A 15,824-nucleotide genomic window follows, 5' to 3' on the forward strand; every position below is an offset into this window, starting at 1 on the left:
TAGTTTCTTAACCGGACTGAGTTCCCGTCGTTTTTCTTTTCGTACCTGGACATCTTCTTCAAGTTGGATACCATTCGTTTCCTTTTCAACTTTTTCCACTAATGCTTTTTCTATTTGAGTTAGTTTTTCCTCTGCCGTTAATGAGGAGGTTTCATCTTGAGTAGACAGTTCAAGACCCTCTTCATTTGCAATGGTCTGAATCTGTTGGTACGTTTCTTCGATTTTTTCTTGCAGCTTCGCCTCAAATTTGGTCGTCGCCTTTTTCCACACAAATGAATACTTGTTTGCGCTTGCTTCAATCTTTGTTCCGTCTAGAAAATAGTTCTCCATTGTGACGTGCTTTTCTTCTATTAGTTGATGGATCATTTCTTCAAATAGCTTCGGAAGGAGCTTATCCATTTGTTGTGTGCGAAATCGATTAATCGTTCGATAATCCGGTTTTTGCAAGGCAGCCAGCCACATTGTTGGGATATTTTCTTTAACCAGTTTGGCGATTTCACGACAGGAATAGACTTTTTGAGAATAGGCATACAAAATGACTTTCGTCATCATTTTAGGATGGTAAGAGCTACGTCCGCCACCATTATAGTGCTCAAAAAAGACATTATCTTCTACTGATTCAATCATTTGATCAATCACACGCGCCACGTGGTGAACCGGAATGAGATCCTGAATGTCAAAAATAACAGTGGTTTGTTGGTTATCATAGGGAATAAAAGTAGGTGTAGAATTTCGTTTTTGAGGAACGGTAGTTTCCTCTTGAATGGTGAGTGGTAGTATAGTTTGTTCCATGTTATAATTTTCTGTAGTGATCTTTGGATTGCTCATAAAAAATCGTCCTTTCGTAAATGGTGTGTGGTAACTTCATTTTACTAAAAAGGGCGATTTTTTTGTGCATAAATTTCATAAAAAAAGGGTTGCCCTAAAAGTCATTTTCCTGACTTTTGGGACAGCCCCTTCTTTTATTTCCTAATCCTACCATTCATAAAAAATGGGATAAACAAGAAGATAATAATAGAACGTTAAATTAGGATGTGATTCTATGTTCAGAAAACGGAGAATTTTATATGTTAGCTGGATGTCTCTAGCAGTCATTATGCTCCTATTAACTGGCTGCAGCAGTAAAGATGATGGGAAAACAGAAGGATTGGCTTTAATCAAGCGAACGAATCCGGAACCGATGGATATCATTCACGGAGAAGATGAAGAAGATGAAAAAGGACTCATTACGAAAGTTAAGGAGATGGTAAGTGATGAAGACGAAATTTATGATGTGATCGTTGTCAAAAATGGTAAGAAAATCCTCGTGGCTTATAAAGTAAAGCATCTACAGCGTTTTCATATGAAAAAAATCGATAAAAACGTGACAAAAAAATTGGAAGACAAGTATCCAAAGTATAAATTTATCATTTCCAGCGATTATAAAATCTTTTTGGAGTCAGTAAGGTTGGATGAATTGCTTAAGGAAAAAGATGTACCAGAAAAGAAAGCGAAAAAGAAATTCAAAGAAATAGTTGAGCTTCATAAGGAATTAATATAAGAAGGCGAGGTTTCAAAGTATGAGCGGAAAGGAAAAGACGACCCCACAGCAAGATGAATATAAACAGCTTCAAGGCAAGCACGAGATTAAAAGGCCTGTCTTGACCAATTGTCTAAAAGCTTTTTTGGTAGGCGGTATTTTCTGCATAGTGGGACAAGCCATTTCTTATTTCTATATTTACTTCTTTAATTTCACGGAGCAGACGGCCGGGAGCCCAACCACTGCAACCATGGTATTTCTTGCTCTTTTAATGACGGGCTTCGGATTTTATGACCGGATTGGGCAATTTGCTGGAGCTGGTAGTGCCGTACCTGTTACTGGCTTCGGTAACGCGGTCATCTCAGCGGCCATCGAGCATCGTACGGAAGGATTCGTCCTTGGTGTGGGTTCCAATATGTTTAAATTGGCGGGATCGGTCATTCTATTTGGTGTATTTTCCGCTTTCGTCGTGGCTTTAATCAAAACGATTATTCAGATGATAGGGGGTTAATCGATGCTAAAGGGGAGACAAACTTGGACGTTCGCTAATAAACCAATCATTTTAAGTACGGGTGTAACGGGCGGACCTTTTGAAGCAAATGGTGAAATTCCGGGTGACTTTGACATTCTGTACAGCGACCTGTGGATGGAGCAGGATTCGTATGAAAAGGCCCATCGTCATTTGATGGAAAAATCAGTGGAGATTGCCCTGCAAAAAGGGGGAATTGAAAAGGAACAAGTGCAATTTTTTCTGGCAGGGGATTTAATCAACCAGATTACACCCACCAGTCTGACAGCTAGAACCAATGGGATTCCGTACTTCGGTTTGTTCGGTGCTTGTTCTACATCGATGGAAGGTCTTGCCCTGGCAGCCTTCATCACCAATTACGGTGGGGCTAACTATGTGCTGACAGGGGCGTCTAGTCATAATGCAGCCGTCGAAAAACAATTCCGTTATCCAACAGAGTATGGGGGACAGAAACCACCTACTGCTCAGTGGACGATAACCGGTGCGGGGGTAGCTTTGGTGACTCCAAATGGTACGAGGCAGGAGGCATACCCTCATGTTGTTTCCGCTACCATTGGAAGAGTCATTGACATGGGGTTGAAGGATCCTTTCAATATGGGGGGGGCAATGGCACCCGCTGCCGTAGATACGATTATCGCTCATTTCAGAGACACGGGTCTTACCCCTGACCATTATGACTTGATTGTCACTGGTGATTTAGGGCAGATAGGAAGGTCCACGGCGTTGGATCTTTTGAAGGAAAAAGGATGTAGGATCAACCAGGAAAAATTCAAAGACTGTGGATTGATCATTTATAAAAAGGATCAGCCTGTTTTAGCTGGTGGAAGTGGTGCCGGTTGTTCCGCAGCCGTGTTATACGGTCATTTATTAAATGAAATGAGTCAGGGGAAATATAAACGGATATTATTGATTGCAACAGGGGCATTATTGTCACCGTTAACGTATCAGCAAAAAGAATCGATTCCGTGTATTGCCCATGCGGTGGCCATTGAGTATGGGACAAATACATGAAAAAGGAGAGATCAGGATGTTAGCAATGTTTTTTTGGGCCTTTGTCATCGGAGGCTTGATTTGTGTAATCGGCCAGCTTTTATTCGACTTGGCTAAGCTAACCCCGGCACATACACTAAGCTTATTCGTTGTAATAGGAGCCATACTGGGAGGCTTCGAATTATATGAACCGCTTATAGACTTTGCAGGAGCAGGAGCAACCATTCCCATTGTTTCCTTTGGGAATTCCTTGGTGAACGGAGCCATGTTAGAAGCAGAAAAGCATGGGATTGTCGGCGTCCTTACCGGCATGTTTGAAATCACGAGTTCAGGAATCTCTGCAGCTATCATCTTTGGATTTATCGGAGCTTTGGTCTTCAGACCGAAAGGATGATCCATACATAGCGGAAATGGGCATGATGTTTAGGGCATGGCCTATACATATTGTCCCACCCTACATATATTATCAGTGAGCTCAATTTGAGAGCGAGGTGATTGTAATATGTTTGGTTATGGTGGCTACGGATGTGGCGGTTGCAATGAAGGCTATGGCTATGGATATGGAGGCGAAGCATACGGTGGCGGCGGATTTGGCGCTGGATCCACGTTCGTCTTGATCGTAGTATTGTTTATCCTATTAGTTATTGTCGGGGCTTCTTTCTGTTAGTGTAATTGGAATAGGCTGTATTTGCCTATTCCTTTTTTTATTGATTTTTATGGACCTTGCACATATCCCTCATCCTTCCATAAGATAGATACAGAAAAGGAGGGGCTTAGGCATGGATAATAATTTGTTTAAAAACATAGAAGGAAAAACGGGTGTAAACATGAAGGATGTTATGGAATTGGCAAACTCACTACAGGGTGCCAATTTTAAAGATGAAACGACTGTCAGGAATGTAATTAAAAGGGTATCTCAAATAGCCAATAAACCAGTCAACAAGGAAATGGAAGACAAAATCGTACATTCTATCGTTGCTGAGGGAAATAAACTGGATTTCGGGACAATTTCCAATATGATGAATAAAAAATAGTAAGCGAAACAGGAGCCTGCAGTATTGCAGGCTCCTGTCTGTTTCCCTGGATATCTTTAAAGATTCAAGAACCTGGATGGGTGGGCCGTCCTTCCACGTCTCGTTTGCGGGACAGAGATATAAAGATTCTTTTTGGCCCGGGTCGCCGCCACATAAAGCAATCTCCTTTCCTCTTCAAGAGGACCAAGTTCACCCTTACGATACGAATCCAATGCAAAGTCATGGGGAAGGCTGCCATCAACCGCAGCCAGAATATAAACAGATTGATATTCAAGGCCTTTAGAGCGGTGAATCGTCGTGAGCTGAATGGCATCTTTAAAGTGCTTGGATAGCTGTTTCACTTCCTGAACCATGGCAGTCATATGATCGACATGGTCGAGGAAGGAAGCGACTGTGGGAAACCGATTAGCAGCCACTTTCAAATCACGAATATCATCCGAACCTTTTTCCAAGTGGGCTTCATTTCCCCTTTTCTTTACATACTCCTGATAGCCCAAATCCTTCTCGATGACTTCTAAAGCCACGAGCGGGGACATGGTCTTTATAGAACGGATTTGTGCCGGTATTGCTTTTAACTTACGTTCTTGAAAGGCATGTCCCGTTTTTACAAAAGCAAAAGCATCGATAAAGTCACAATCTTGCAAGATCGTCTGGGCTTTTAGCTCCTGTAGGACACTCTGCTTTAAAAACAAGGAAGAAAGGACGTCAGAAGCGGCCTTGCTATCCTGAGGGTGCAGGCTTAAGCGCATGAATGCAAGCATGCCATGGATGACCCGCCGTTGATAAAAAGAATCCGCATCCTTTTCGATCACGAAGGGAAGGTTGGAAGATGCCAGTCTTTCAAAAATGGCACGCGACATCGTATGGGTCCTGTAAAGGATGGCGAAGTCACCAGGATTGGCACCTTTGGATATCTTTTCTTGTATGTCGGTCACGATCATCGTCGCTTCGAGCTCTTCATCATGCGGATAGAATAACACAGCTGGATTCCCTTGATTATGTTGTGCCCGCATCGTTTTATCCATCCGATGCTGATTTCGTTTTATCATTCTATTTGCCGTAGCAACAATCTCATGGGAAGAACGGTAATTTTCGGTCAACTTCACGACTTGGGAACCAGGGAAATCATGGTTGAAATTCAGGATATATTTTGGATCACTCCCACGGAATGAATAGATGGCTTGATCGTCATCACCAACTGCACAAACATTTTTTGTTTCCGCTGAAAGGAGTTTTATCAACTCATATTGAACTTTATTAATATCCTGAAACTCGTCCACTAAAAAATAGCGGAACCGTTGTTGATATTTCAATAACAATTCAGGATGGCTTTTCAAAAATACGTAGCAACCTACCAGCATATCATCGAAATCATATTTACTTGTTTGTTCTTTATACGCTTCATACTTTTTATATAGGAATAGACAGGATTTCTCCCAATCATCATTCGGTTTGACATCGTCAGGAAAAATCAACGAGTTTTTCCAGAGGCCGATTTGCTGAAGTGCCTGATCATAGGCAAATTCCTTTTCATCAAGCTCCAACTCCCGACCGGCCTGCTTCAATATTTTTTCTTTTTCCCAATTCCACTTCAACAGGAAGTCCCGTTGCCATTTTGCAGGCTCATGAAAGATCAAGATTTTATAAAAGATGCTGTGGAAGGTGCCACTAACAATTTGAGAGACGAGGGAAGGGGACATATAAGGGTAGCTGATTAGCCGCTGCTGCATCTCCTTTGCAGATTTCGCTGTAAAGGTTACAAGCATAATGCTTTTAGGATTTATTTTTTCTACAGTTAGCATATAGGCAGTCCTTACCGTCAATACTCTGGTTTTACCGCTTCCAGCCCCGGATAAAACAAGGACGGGACCTTCTATCGTTTTTACTGCTTTTAACTGTTCGGCATCAAGCATGATCCCTTTTTCAGATAGTTCCTGAAAGTAAGGATCCAAAAGTTCAGTGCGGACGGATGGTTTATCCAAATAGGGAGGATTGCCTGTAATGGTCCGACTTTTCAAAAACGGTTCGATAACAGTCTTCGTTTCAGTAATGGTGCGTGATTTAGGAATTCTGAATCCGTTTTGTTCCATGTATTCTAAAGGTTTAGTTTCAGGTTTTGATATAGGATTTGGCATTTCACAAGCAGGTCGTGAAGGGTCACTGTGATAAAAATAAGGTGTTTCATGAATGCCAATGAATAATTTCACTGGCTTATCACATATGACACAAGAGAGCTGATCACGTTTTCCTTTTTCAAAGAGTGTCTGCAGCTCACTAGCCGAAACAGTAAGTAGATGTATGATTTCATTTCCCGATTTTGCTTGATTCATATAAATGGATACCTCAAATCTATTAAAAATATCGGCAATCTCCATTTTACCAGAGAAATAGAAAAAAAGAATCCGGAAAAGATGTTTCGTTTCATTCTGGAGTGGGTATGTAAATGACAAGAGAACCTATATAGTGAGGAGGGTTAATGATGGGATACATAGCGCCAGTAACGCAATTCGAATACATTCAATACGCAAACCGGACAGTAGAAGCGGAGAGAAAGCCAAGAATCGTTGATGGAACGACACCCATTCAGCCAATTCGTTTTGACCAAGTGTTGGAAGACGAAACGAAGCGGTCGGAAAAATTTGACCATGTCACGAATATGAATCAGGACAGATCACCTGGAGCAGGTGCGTATAAGAACCATTTACTAATGAGGGCTCAAGAGGAAATCACGGCTGAAATGACAGGAAAAGGAGGATATGTAAACGAAATGGTTTGAAACTTCGATAGAAATACAAAAGGACACATTTATGTGTCCTTTTTGTGTTCACTCTTAAAGAACGTCTAATTCTACAATTAGAGCTAACAATAATTGTAGTAACAATTGAATGTTAACGGCGATTTGAGCATCGGTTGTAGTGATTTCGATATCACGGCTGTTTTCAACAATTGTTTTTTGACGTGTAATTTGTTTAACATTAGAAGATTGAATCAATTCTTGAGTAATGCGGTCCGCTTGGTCAGTGTCTGCAATGGAAATGCTGACGATGACAGCGATGGCTGCTTGGATTGCCGTCTGTAAAGAAAGGGCCGCTTTAACATCTGTAGAGATTACTCTTACATTACAAGAATCTTTAATGTAAACAAGCTCTTCAGATAGTTGGAGTTGCGAATTATCCTGTTTAGCTTCTTGTTCAATTTCGTTTGCGGATTCTTCACAGAATGATGTTAGGGGATGGTTGGTGTTATTGTCTAGAGCCGACCATGATCTTTCAGAATGTTTTGTTGTATTGCAATTGTTGCTATGATATACATTTTGGTTCATGTCGTTTTTTCCTCCTTAGGGTTTAATTCCCTATTAAAATATGCTATGCATGTAAATTTGGTTGGACGAATAAATCAATTCATTCGTTTATTTTCAAATATTTTTTTGAAGAGTTTGTGCGAACGGATGAAGCATCATGGAATGAAGTGTTCAGAATGAATGGTAAAGAAGCAAGGTCCAGTCTGCGCTTCATACCGAAAAGAGCGTAATTGAATAGGAGGAATGTTAGTTATTTGTCTTTGGTATCGGAATAACTAGTGTGGTGAGAATTTGTGACGGGATTCACATCATTTTCTGTAATGCTTTTCTCTTGATTGATAAGCATTTCAGATTGTTTCTGTAAAAACTGTATGGTCTCTTTTAAGTGACTTCTTTCTTTATCACTCAAATCAACTTTATCCTTTTTGACACCATGCTTTCTCAAAGTCCTTGAAACGAGTAGTTCCATTAACCTTTTTTGAGATTCATCCATGTTGAATCCATTGTTACTCATAAAATTTCCCTCCTTCTTGCTTTCTATATATAGACTATGTTTATTTGTGAATATTGACATAGAATGGGAAGGGATTTTTACGAGAATGGTATATATAAAAAAACGCTGTCCCCTGTGGAAATTCCAAGGGAACAGCGTTTTTATTAGGAAATCTTTTTTTTCATCGTTTTATGGGGAATCCCTGCATCCATAAATTCCTCGGAAATGATTTCATACCCTAATTTCGAGTAAAAGGGGATGGCATGTAATTGAGCATCGAGCTTCAATTGAGAGATGTCATGAGAAATCGCAAATTCTTCAATGGCATTCATGATCAGGGCACCAGCCCCAGTTTTACGGGAGTTAGAGAGTACACAGATGCGCTGGACCTTACCAATCCCGTCAATGATTCGAAATCTCCCCGCACCAATAGGCTGCTCTTCCTCGTTATATAAAACGAAGTGGGTGGAGTCTTCTTCATATTGGTCAATCTCTTCTTCAAGTGGGACATGTTGTTCCTCTACAAACACTCTTTTTCTTATGGTGTAAGCATATCCACGTTCTTGCTCGTTTTCAACAATTTTTACAAACACGAAATTATTCAGCTCCTAAACGAAATGTTTCATATACAGTCCATGTTCCATCTTCCAATTGATACAATAAATGAATTCTTTTGACATCTTCTTCATGGCTTACATCAAGCATGCTTAATTGACCTAAAACATCCGAATGTTCGTTATCAGATAGATCTTGTGCAATCGTTATATGTGGAACGAAAGCATGTTCTGTTTCATTTTTGAAGAAATTCTCATCATGAAGCATTTCGTGTAAGTCTTCAAGTTCCTTTGACAGCTCCACTTTAAAATAAATGGTGTTGCTGACGGGTTGGAAGGATTTCGCTTTCGTCACATTTAAGGAGAAAGGCTGGAACTTCCGTGCAATGTCTTTCAAGCGTTCTGCGATTGCTGAAATTTCCGTTTCAGTCGCTTCAAACGGTTGTTTAAGTGTGAGATGTGGTGGAATGAATGCGTACTTTGTGTCATACCGTTTCCGGTAGGAGTTTGCTAAATCTTGAAGTTTTTTTGAAGGGAAAATTGCAACACCATATTTCATATTGTTACCTCCTAAGATTATAATTTAATTTTTCGAAAACTCTAGTCCAAATGCATTTTTTTACCATTCTAACCGAGGTTAAAACATTTCTAGAAGGGCCCTTTTTAAATCTGCCTGCCAAAACTTCCACGTATGATTCCCTTCAAATTCTTCATAGAAGCAAGGGAATCCTTTTTGTTTTAACAATTGATGCAGTTCCCGGTTGGGTTCTATGAAATTTGCCCGGTTCCCATCTGTAGTGGGAACGTCAGTCTCTTCGGTTCCAATCACATGATACAGTTCGAGGAGATGAGGATTCTCAAAACTACGGACAGCATTCATCACTTCTTCATTGGCAAGCGGAGACTGCATGATGCATTTACCGAATGTATGTGGATATTTAAGTGCAGCGAGCAGGGAAACCGTGCCACCAAGAGAATCCCCCATTAATGCCCGGCCATGTCCCATTTGATAGGTTGGGAATTCCTCATCTAAAAATGGAACAAGTTCATGGGCCAGAAATCGTATGTAGGCTTCGTGCTGTTCACCATCAGGATGATATTTCCGTCTACGGTCAAACCGATCTTTATAGGGAATGCCGACGATTATAATATTCTCAATCTCGCCATTTCCTAAAAGTTCATCAGTCACACGACCTATTCGACCCATTTGAAAATAATCTCGACCATCTTGAGCTATGACAAGCGTATATTTATAAAGTGGTGAAAAATTAGCCGGTAAATATACAAGTAGCTCTAATTCCTCAGATAACGCCTCACTTCTAAACATATATTCTTTTATCGTGCCTTTGCGTAAACTCATTTACCGCACCTCTATGAATTTATAATGAAAATAATGTTCTTAGTTATTTTAGCATAGCCATCCTTCTTTTTCCTGTCTGAAGGATATAGAAAAGTGATTTTTCTTTTATTTTCCAAATATTTAGAATATTTAATGGTATAATGGAAAGATATCAAAAAAAGGGGAGGCAGATAAAATGGCAGATGTACGCGTCCATAGCAGGGAAGTTACAAGAGCGGCTAAACAAACATTACTAGATCGTGGTGTAAGTGTGGAGGCTATTGCAGAGATTGTCTTTGAACTACAATTCCCTTATAAAGCTGATTTGAAATTAGAGGAATGTATTAGAAGTGTTGAAAGGGTGCTTTTAAAGAGAGAAATTCAACATGCCATTTTAGTTGGTGTTGAACTTGATCGACTGGCAGAACAAAAGAAGCTATCGGAACCGCTTCAATCCATTGTCGAATCGGATGAAGGTCTGTTTGGAGTGGATGAAACGATTGCCTTTGGTGCCGTACTTGGTTATGGAAGCATTGCCGTGACAACCTTTGGACATTTGGATAAGAATAAAATAGGCGTCATTCACGAATTGGATAAGAAGCAAGAGGGAGTCGTGCATACCTTCCTCGATGATATTGTTGCAAGCATTGCAGCAAGCGCTGCCTCAAGATTGGCACACCGTCTAAGAGATGATGAAGAATCTTTAACTGAACAAGAAAAGGATATACAGGAAGAAGAGGAATTAATCGGATAAGTTTGGAACAATCAATGATGCGTTAGGTAGTAATCGGGATTATCCTGACCTATCATACCTGGACTTAATAAGGCGGGCAGAGAGGATGTTTTCTATTTTAAACGTTCGTTTTGTCCGCCGAAGAAAGCAAAAGGCACGGATATAACCTGAATATACTTCAAGAACTTCAATTCTGCGCTGTGTAATCTTTCCATTTTCAGATAGGTAAATGATTTCTAAAGGAACCTTTTCATCCATATGTTTCCGAATGATATATTTCATTCCGCTGGCCTCCGTTTCTATCTTTCTTGTTTATATTATATGCGAACATACGTTTGTTATGCAAGGAAATAAAGAACATTTGTTCTTGTCTTGTTCCATATCTTTTATTTAAAGGCAAACGCTAAACTTTTTTTAAATAATTCGTTGACTTTTGTCGAAAAGAACTTATAATAAATTATGTACTTAAGTAACAGAGCAAGCCAACTATTACATACGACTTGTTAGCTCAGTGGGAGAGCACTTCCTTGACAGGGAAGGGGTCGTGGGTTCGAATCCCTCACAGGTCATCCAACGGCGTAAGCATTGTACAATCAATGTTTTCGCCGTTTTTTATTATGGTTTTACTGGATGATCCTGAGAAACATATAGGATTCTTTTTAGAGTTCTACTGGTGGGGATGAGCTCCTCTTTCCTTCATTAATGGTGAACCGGGGAATGTAGCCATAACTAAATATTGAAAAGTGTGGTTATTGGAATAAATGGCAGGTTATAAATAAGTGTAAATCGTTGTTTTTCGCTTATATGAAGCATAGAATGAAATATCTAACGATTAATGTGTACAAAAAGAAATGAAATGTTTGTTCTTTTTTCTAAAATTTTTAATGGGAGTTTGTATAAATGAGTAAACAAATTTTTTTAGATCTTCAGGGAATTGTACATCCAAGTAATGTGAGAATGAATGAACCGCTACATCAATATACGTTTACAAAAACAGGTGGCAAGGCAGATTTCTTCGTAATGCCTACAAACTATCAAGAAGTCCAAGCGATATATGTTTATGCGCTTAACAACCATTTACCCTTAACCATCGTGGGGAATGGTTCTAATATGATTATTAAAGATGGGGGCATACGAGGTATCGTCATGACCCTTATTGATATAGCAAGCATGGAATTGGAGGGTAATAAGCTCACCGTTCAAAGTGGTGCTGCTATCATTCAAGCCTCTCGATACGCGTTACAAAATAGTCTAACTGGTTTAGAGTTTGCTTGCGGGATCCCCGGTTCTGTTGGAGGGGCTTTATATATGAATGCAGGGGCATATGGTGGAGAAGTTTCAGATGTACTACAGGAAGCCCTGGTCATCACCCGTTCTGGAGATTTGCAGACTTTGAAAAAGGATGAATTAGAACTGGGCTATCGTTCTAGCCGCTTTTCAAAAGAAAAACTACTGGTATTAGAAGCTACCTTCTTATTAAGAAAGGGAGAATACGAAGACATTAAAAGTAAAATGGATGATTTTACTTTCCAGAGGGAATCTAAACAACCGCTTGAATTTCCGTCTTGTGGAAGTGTCTTCAAACGTCCGCCTGGACACTTTGCAGGTAAATTAATCCAGGATAGCGGTTTGCAAGGAAAGCAAATCGGTGGAGCTCAAGTTTCCACTAAACATGCTGGATTTATCGTAAATGTTGGTTCCGCAACAGCCACCGATTATTTGGAACTCATTCAATATGTTCAAGACACCGTTAAAAGGAAATTCGACGTGGAGCTTGAAACCGAAGTGAAAATAATTGGAGAAGACTAATATCCTAAAAAAGACTTTCGTTCATTAGAAAGTCTTTTTTTCTTTTTATCAGATCCCAGGATGAAATTTAAAAAGGCACTTAAAGATAAAAGTGTACGAGTTACCAAAAGGGGGAAGTATACCTTTAAGTTAAGGGGAACAAGTTATAGAAGGAGAGGGATATATGCGCTTAGAAGGAAAGAAAGTAATCAGTCTTGTGCATCATGATTTCGAGGATTTGGAGCTTTGGTATCCGATTTTAAGATTGAGGGAAGAAGGGGCCATCGTCCATCTTGCCAGAGAAAAGGCAAATGAGACGTATATTGGTAAATATGGTGTGCCAGCCGATTCAGATTTTGATTATGGCAGCATCAAAGCGGAAGACTATGATGCGATTCTTGTTCCAGGAGGCTGGGCACCTGATAAGATTCGTCGGTTTCCTGAAGTAATTTCTCTGATTCAGAGTATGGAAGAAAGCAAGAAGCCGATTGGCCAAATATGCCATGCGGGTTGGGTCTTGGTTTCGGCAGGAATTTTGCAAGGGAAGAAGGTGACAAGTACGCCCGGAATCAAAGATGATATGGAGAATGCCGGGGCACATTGGATGGACGAACCTGTTGTGGTGGACGGAAACCTGGTATCGAGCAGACGTCCACCGGATCTTCCCGATTATTTACGGGAATTGATTCGGGTAATTGAAGAGAAATGAAACAAAAAAGTGGTTTTTCCTGAGGGAGAAATCACTTTTTGTTTCATATAAACTTATTAATTTATGTGATTCAAATTTGTTTTCAAGAAATTTTCGATTACATGGGCCGATACCCCTAATGAAGGGGAATAGGAAGATAAATCAGAAAAGCTGATATGCAATTTTTCTTGATTGAACTGGAGGGCATGGCTTTCAACTACCTTCACTATGGAATCCCTTAACCAGTCCTTGGCCATAGCTAGGCGGTTTCCGATAATAATCTGCTGAGGGTTGAAGGTATTGGAAATATTGCTAATGCCAATCCCAAGATATTGTCCAATTTCTTTGAAAAGGTCACGGATTCCTTCATTATGGCTTGCCTGATCAACCAATGATTCAAGCGTGGTTTCTTCCAACTGGAAAAGTGATGATGCCCGTTCAATCAATGCTTTTTCGGATGCGTATAATTCCCAGCAACCCTTGCTTCCACATTTGCAGGGCTTTCCATGAACGTCAATGATCATGTGGCCCATTTCTCCGGAAAATCCATTCGCTCCGCGGTACAGTTCATTTTGGAGGATAATGCCGACCCCAATGCCCATACCCGCGCTTACGTAAACAAGATGTTCATGGCCTTTGCCGGCGCCAAATTTCTTTTCTCCATAGGCCCCGGCATTTGCTTCGTTTTCTATGATGACAGGGAGACCAAACTCTTCTTCCATGTCTTTTTTTAGGTCAACATTCTTCCAACCTAAGTTCGGAGCAAGTAAAATTTCCCCTTTGTTATTAACGATTCCAGGAATACCAATTCCGATTCCTACCACTCCGTAATAGCTTTCGGGGGCAGTTTTTATTAAAGATTGAATCATTTCTTTCATACGATCAAAAGTTTCTTGGTAGTTTGCATTATTCGTATTCCTACTAATTTCCCCTATAATGTCACCATTGAGATCAGTAAGTATACCTAACATATAATTTACTCCAAGATCTATTCCAATCGAGTAGCCGGCCTTTTCTTGAAACAACAACAGGACTGGACGTCTTCCACCGCTAGACTCTCCTGGCCCTGATTCAATGCAAAGATTAGCTTCCAATAATTCATTGACGAGAGAAGAAACAGTCCCCTTCGTGAGTCCGAGATGCTGAGAGATATCTGCCCGAGATATCGGTGCACGTTTCAGGATAGTTTCTAAAATGGCCTGCTTGTTATTCACTTTCATTAGTTGTTGGCTCCAGGTCATCTTTCTACCTCCTCTAATAATAATTCATTTTAGGTAAGTTTTATTATAACAAAAAAAAGTCAAAACACTTAGTATATTCATTAGACAAACTAAGTTATTGCTGGTATTATATTTTTATAAATAATGGAAGCGATTCCAATTCGATTCTATTTAAGGAGGAAATACAACTATGGGTTATTTTGAAACAATCAGTCAAGTAAAGTTCGAAGGTTCAGAATCTTCAAATCAATTTGCCTTTAAATATTACAACCCGGAAGAAATGATTAACGGAAAGACGATGGAAGAGTTTTTACGCTTTGCCGTTTCGTACTGGCATACATTCACTGCAGATGGTACAGATCCATTTGGACAACCAACAATGCTCCGTCCATATAATAAATTTACGGGAATGGACCTAGCAAAGGCACGTGTGGAAGCTTCCTTTGAATTTTTTGAAAAAATGGACGTTCCATTCTTCTGTTTCCATGATGTCGACGTCGCTCCTGAAGGAGACACATTGAGGGAGACAAATAAGAACATGGATGAAATTGTGGCCATGATCAAGGAATACTTGAAGACTAGCAAGACGAAATTACTTTGGAATACGGCGAATATGTTCTCTAATCCTCGCTGGGTTCACGGTGCAGCAACTTCGCCGAATGCGGATGTATTTGCCTATGCGGCTGCGAAAGTGAAGAAAGGATTGGAAGTAGGGAAGGAGTTAGGTTCAGAAAATTATGTATTCTGGGGCGGACGTGAAGGCTACGATACGCTTCTTAATACGAATATGAAGTTAGAACTGGATAACTTGGCCCGCTTCTTCCATATGGCCCTGGATTACTCCAAAGAGATTGGTTTCGATGCCCAGTTCTTGATTGAACCAAAACCAAAGGAACCGACGAAGCACCAATATGACTTCGATGTCGCAACGGGTCTTGCTTTTCTACAGACGTATGGCTTGAAGGATCATTTCAAATTTAATATCGAGGCAAACCATGCAATATTGGCAGGCCATACATTCGAACATGAATTGCATGTTGCCCGTACTCACGGGATGCTTGGTTCCGTCGATGCAAACCAAGGGGATACGTTGCTTGGATGGGATACGGATGAATTCCCGACTGACTTGTATTCAACGACGTTGGCGATGTACGAAATCCTTAAAAACGAGGGTCTTGGAACAGGCGGTCTGAATTTTGATGCGAAAGTAAGACGGGGATCTTTCGATTACGAAGATTTATTCCATGCGCATATTGCTGGAATGGATAGCTTTGCGATTGGTACTAAGGTTGCGAAAAAGTTACTTGAAGACAAAGTGTTGGAAGATTTCATTGCGGATCGTTACAGCAGTTACACCGCCGGAATCGGCTTGGAAATTGTTGAAGGGAAAACAGATTTTCGTAAATTGGAAGACTATGCACTTGGTCTTGATGAAATCCAAAATAAATCGGGCAGACAAGAATACTTAAAAGGCATATTGAACAAATACATTCTTAAAGCAATTGCAGAATAAAAGGTGAATGGAGGGAGGAACTAGCATACGATTTATGATTGGATTCATGTATAGTCATATCTTCTAATTCAAGTAGAGGGGGTTATGGAGAAGGAGTTTAATTGGTGAAAGAAAAGAAACTGC

20 protein-coding genes and 1 tRNA gene are annotated in these 15,824 nt (G+C 40.2%); 12 read left to right on the forward strand and 9 right to left on the reverse strand.

Annotation, left to right across the window (positions count from 1 at the left end; all coding sequences use genetic code 11):
* The coding region (locus ACQKIC_RS08220; protein ID WP_427591502.1) for a transposase at positions 1 to 828 on the reverse strand (828 nt) is incomplete at its 3' end.
* A gap of 214 nt (positions 829 to 1,042) precedes the next feature.
* On the opposite strand from ACQKIC_RS08220, the gene ACQKIC_RS08225 reads away from it, so the two are divergent.
* The 6 genes from ACQKIC_RS08225 (at position 1,043) to ACQKIC_RS08250 (ending at position 4,072) form a co-directional block, all read left to right on the forward strand.
* On the forward strand, positions 1,043 to 1,540 hold the full coding sequence (locus ACQKIC_RS08225; RefSeq protein ID WP_402867812.1) for a YhcN/YlaJ family sporulation lipoprotein: 498 nt from the start codon (positions 1,043 to 1,045) through the stop codon (positions 1,538 to 1,540).
* A 19-nt stretch (positions 1,541 to 1,559) separates the two neighbouring features.
* Positions 1,560 to 2,030, forward strand: coding sequence for a stage V sporulation protein AC (gene spoVAC / locus ACQKIC_RS08230; RefSeq protein ID WP_402867813.1), 471 nt, complete (start codon positions 1,560 to 1,562; stop codon positions 2,028 to 2,030).
* A gap of 3 nt (positions 2,031 to 2,033) precedes the next feature.
* Complete coding sequence (gene spoVAD, locus ACQKIC_RS08235) at positions 2,034 to 3,059, forward strand: stage V sporulation protein AD (RefSeq protein WP_403123624.1); 1,026 nt, start codon at positions 2,034 to 2,036, stop codon at positions 3,057 to 3,059.
* A gap of 16 nt (positions 3,060 to 3,075) precedes the next feature.
* A complete protein-coding gene (gene spoVAE / locus ACQKIC_RS08240; protein WP_402987473.1) occupies positions 3,076 to 3,432 on the forward strand; it encodes a stage V sporulation protein AE in 357 nt (118 codons plus the stop codon).
* Between the two features lie 108 nt (positions 3,433 to 3,540).
* The gene (locus ACQKIC_RS08245) at positions 3,541 to 3,705 is read left to right on the forward strand and encodes a YjcZ family sporulation protein (RefSeq protein WP_402867816.1); all 165 of its coding nucleotides are present in this window, start codon (positions 3,541 to 3,543) and stop codon (positions 3,703 to 3,705) included.
* A gap of 112 nt (positions 3,706 to 3,817) precedes the next feature.
* On the forward strand, positions 3,818 to 4,072 hold the full coding sequence (locus tag ACQKIC_RS08250) for a stage VI sporulation protein F (RefSeq protein ID WP_402867817.1): 255 nt from the start codon (positions 3,818 to 3,820) through the stop codon (positions 4,070 to 4,072).
* 56 nt (positions 4,073 to 4,128) lie between these two features.
* Here ACQKIC_RS08250 and ACQKIC_RS08255 read toward each other — a convergent pair whose 3' ends face one another.
* Entirely contained in the window at positions 4,129 to 6,402 is a 2,274-nt protein-coding gene (locus tag ACQKIC_RS08255; protein ID WP_402987479.1) for an ATP-dependent helicase, read from the reverse strand.
* 149 nt (positions 6,403 to 6,551) lie between these two features.
* Here ACQKIC_RS08255 and ACQKIC_RS08260 point away from each other — a divergent pair, with 149 nt between their 5' ends.
* A complete protein-coding gene (locus ACQKIC_RS08260) occupies positions 6,552 to 6,848 on the forward strand; it encodes a hypothetical protein (RefSeq protein ID WP_402955906.1) in 297 nt (98 codons plus the stop codon).
* A 54-nt stretch (positions 6,849 to 6,902) separates the two neighbouring features.
* Here the strand turns inward: ACQKIC_RS08260 and ACQKIC_RS08265 are convergent, their stop codons facing one another.
* The 5 genes from ACQKIC_RS08265 to ACQKIC_RS08285 form a co-directional block, all read right to left on the reverse strand.
* Positions 6,903 to 7,394 carry a spore coat protein gene (locus tag ACQKIC_RS08265; RefSeq protein WP_402867820.1) on the reverse strand — a complete coding sequence of 164 codons (492 nt, stop codon included), beginning with the start codon at positions 7,392 to 7,394 and terminating at the stop codon, positions 6,903 to 6,905.
* A 229-nt stretch (positions 7,395 to 7,623) separates the two neighbouring features.
* On the reverse strand, positions 7,624 to 7,887 hold the full coding sequence (locus ACQKIC_RS08270; RefSeq protein ID WP_402987482.1) for a hypothetical protein: 264 nt from the start codon (positions 7,885 to 7,887) through the stop codon (positions 7,624 to 7,626).
* Between the two features lie 143 nt (positions 7,888 to 8,030).
* Positions 8,031 to 8,459 (reverse strand): GNAT family N-acetyltransferase, encoded by a 429-nt coding sequence (locus ACQKIC_RS08275; protein ID WP_402987485.1) that lies wholly within the window; start codon positions 8,457 to 8,459, stop codon positions 8,031 to 8,033.
* 4 nt (positions 8,460 to 8,463) lie between these two features.
* Positions 8,464 to 8,979 carry a YjcG family protein gene (locus ACQKIC_RS08280; protein WP_402867823.1) on the reverse strand — a complete coding sequence of 172 codons (516 nt, stop codon included), beginning with the start codon at positions 8,977 to 8,979 and terminating at the stop codon, positions 8,464 to 8,466.
* A gap of 78 nt (positions 8,980 to 9,057) precedes the next feature.
* On the reverse strand, positions 9,058 to 9,780 hold the full coding sequence (locus ACQKIC_RS08285; protein ID WP_402867824.1) for an alpha/beta hydrolase: 723 nt from the start codon (positions 9,778 to 9,780) through the stop codon (positions 9,058 to 9,060).
* A gap of 175 nt (positions 9,781 to 9,955) precedes the next feature.
* Here ACQKIC_RS08285 and ACQKIC_RS08290 point away from each other — a divergent pair, with 175 nt between their 5' ends.
* Entirely contained in the window at positions 9,956 to 10,513 is a 558-nt protein-coding gene (locus ACQKIC_RS08290) for a phosphatidylglycerophosphatase A family protein (RefSeq protein WP_402867825.1), read from the forward strand.
* 39 nt (positions 10,514 to 10,552) lie between these two features.
* Here the strand turns inward: ACQKIC_RS08290 and ACQKIC_RS08295 are convergent, their stop codons facing one another.
* The gene (locus ACQKIC_RS08295; RefSeq protein WP_402867826.1) at positions 10,553 to 10,774 is read right to left on the reverse strand and encodes a hypothetical protein; all 222 of its coding nucleotides are present in this window, start codon (positions 10,772 to 10,774) and stop codon (positions 10,553 to 10,555) included.
* A gap of 215 nt (positions 10,775 to 10,989) precedes the next feature.
* Here ACQKIC_RS08295 and ACQKIC_RS08300 point away from each other — a divergent pair.
* From ACQKIC_RS08300 to ACQKIC_RS08310, 3 genes are all read left to right on the forward strand, one after another.
* Positions 10,990 to 11,061, forward strand: a tRNA-Val gene (locus tag ACQKIC_RS08300).
* A 331-nt stretch (positions 11,062 to 11,392) separates the two neighbouring features.
* Complete coding sequence (murB, locus tag ACQKIC_RS08305; protein WP_402867827.1) at positions 11,393 to 12,301, forward strand: UDP-N-acetylmuramate dehydrogenase; 909 nt, start codon at positions 11,393 to 11,395, stop codon at positions 12,299 to 12,301.
* Positions 12,302 to 12,464: 163 nt separating this feature from the next.
* On the forward strand, positions 12,465 to 12,989 hold the full coding sequence (locus ACQKIC_RS08310; RefSeq protein WP_427590997.1) for a type 1 glutamine amidotransferase domain-containing protein: 525 nt from the start codon (positions 12,465 to 12,467) through the stop codon (positions 12,987 to 12,989).
* A gap of 56 nt (positions 12,990 to 13,045) precedes the next feature.
* On the opposite strand, the gene ACQKIC_RS08315 is transcribed toward ACQKIC_RS08310, so the two are convergent.
* Complete coding sequence (locus ACQKIC_RS08315) at positions 13,046 to 14,209, reverse strand: ROK family protein (protein ID WP_427590998.1); 1,164 nt, start codon at positions 14,207 to 14,209, stop codon at positions 13,046 to 13,048.
* 169 nt (positions 14,210 to 14,378) lie between these two features.
* On the opposite strand from ACQKIC_RS08315, the gene xylA reads away from it, so the two are divergent.
* Positions 14,379 to 15,701: a xylose isomerase gene (xylA, locus tag ACQKIC_RS08320; protein WP_402867830.1), complete on the forward strand. Its 1,323-nt coding sequence runs from the start codon at positions 14,379 to 14,381 to the stop codon at positions 15,699 to 15,701.
* Positions 15,702 to 15,824: the final 123 nt, after the last annotated feature.

The organism is Peribacillus sp. NPDC046944 (assembly GCF_050272735.1).
Lineage (GTDB): Bacteria > Bacillota > Bacilli > Bacillales > DSM-1321 > Peribacillus.

What these genes read in the sequence shown, in the direction of transcription:
- ACQKIC_RS08270 (WP_402987482.1), bottom strand. Translation starts at nt 7,887, where the DNA reads ATGAGTAACAATGGATTCAACATGGATGAATCTCAAAAAAGGTTAATG.
- ACQKIC_RS08225 (WP_402867812.1), top strand. Translation starts at nt 1,043, where the DNA reads ATGTTCAGAAAACGGAGAATTTTATATGTTAGCTGGATGTCTCTAGCA.
- xylA (WP_402867830.1), top strand. Translation starts at nt 14,379, where the DNA reads ATGGGTTATTTTGAAACAATCAGTCAAGTAAAGTTCGAAGGTTCAGAA.
- ACQKIC_RS08265 (WP_402867820.1), bottom strand. Translation starts at nt 7,394, where the DNA reads ATGAACCAAAATGTATATCATAGCAACAATTGCAATACAACAAAACAT.
- murB (WP_402867827.1), top strand. Translation starts at nt 11,393, where the DNA reads ATGAGTAAACAAATTTTTTTAGATCTTCAGGGAATTGTACATCCAAGT.
- spoVAE (WP_402987473.1), top strand. Translation starts at nt 3,076, where the DNA reads ATGTTAGCAATGTTTTTTTGGGCCTTTGTCATCGGAGGCTTGATTTGT.
- spoVAD (WP_403123624.1), top strand. Translation starts at nt 2,034, where the DNA reads ATGCTAAAGGGGAGACAAACTTGGACGTTCGCTAATAAACCAATCATT.
- ACQKIC_RS08280 (WP_402867823.1), bottom strand. Translation starts at nt 8,979, where the DNA reads ATGAAATATGGTGTTGCAATTTTCCCTTCAAAAAAACTTCAAGATTTA.
- ACQKIC_RS08260 (WP_402955906.1), top strand. Translation starts at nt 6,552, where the DNA reads ATGGGATACATAGCGCCAGTAACGCAATTCGAATACATTCAATACGCA.
- ACQKIC_RS08295 (WP_402867826.1), bottom strand. Translation starts at nt 10,774, where the DNA reads ATGAAATATATCATTCGGAAACATATGGATGAAAAGGTTCCTTTAGAA.
- ACQKIC_RS08250 (WP_402867817.1), top strand. Translation starts at nt 3,818, where the DNA reads ATGGATAATAATTTGTTTAAAAACATAGAAGGAAAAACGGGTGTAAAC.
- ACQKIC_RS08255 (WP_402987479.1), bottom strand. Translation starts at nt 6,402, where the DNA reads ATGAATCAAGCAAAATCGGGAAATGAAATCATACATCTACTTACTGTT.
- ACQKIC_RS08245 (WP_402867816.1), top strand. Translation starts at nt 3,541, where the DNA reads ATGTTTGGTTATGGTGGCTACGGATGTGGCGGTTGCAATGAAGGCTAT.
- ACQKIC_RS08285 (WP_402867824.1), bottom strand. Translation starts at nt 9,780, where the DNA reads ATGAGTTTACGCAAAGGCACGATAAAAGAATATATGTTTAGAAGTGAG.
- ACQKIC_RS08310 (WP_427590997.1), top strand. Translation starts at nt 12,465, where the DNA reads ATGCGCTTAGAAGGAAAGAAAGTAATCAGTCTTGTGCATCATGATTTC.
- ACQKIC_RS08315 (WP_427590998.1), bottom strand. Translation starts at nt 14,209, where the DNA reads ATGACCTGGAGCCAACAACTAATGAAAGTGAATAACAAGCAGGCCATT.
- spoVAC (WP_402867813.1), top strand. Translation starts at nt 1,560, where the DNA reads ATGAGCGGAAAGGAAAAGACGACCCCACAGCAAGATGAATATAAACAG.
- ACQKIC_RS08290 (WP_402867825.1), top strand. Translation starts at nt 9,956, where the DNA reads ATGGCAGATGTACGCGTCCATAGCAGGGAAGTTACAAGAGCGGCTAAA.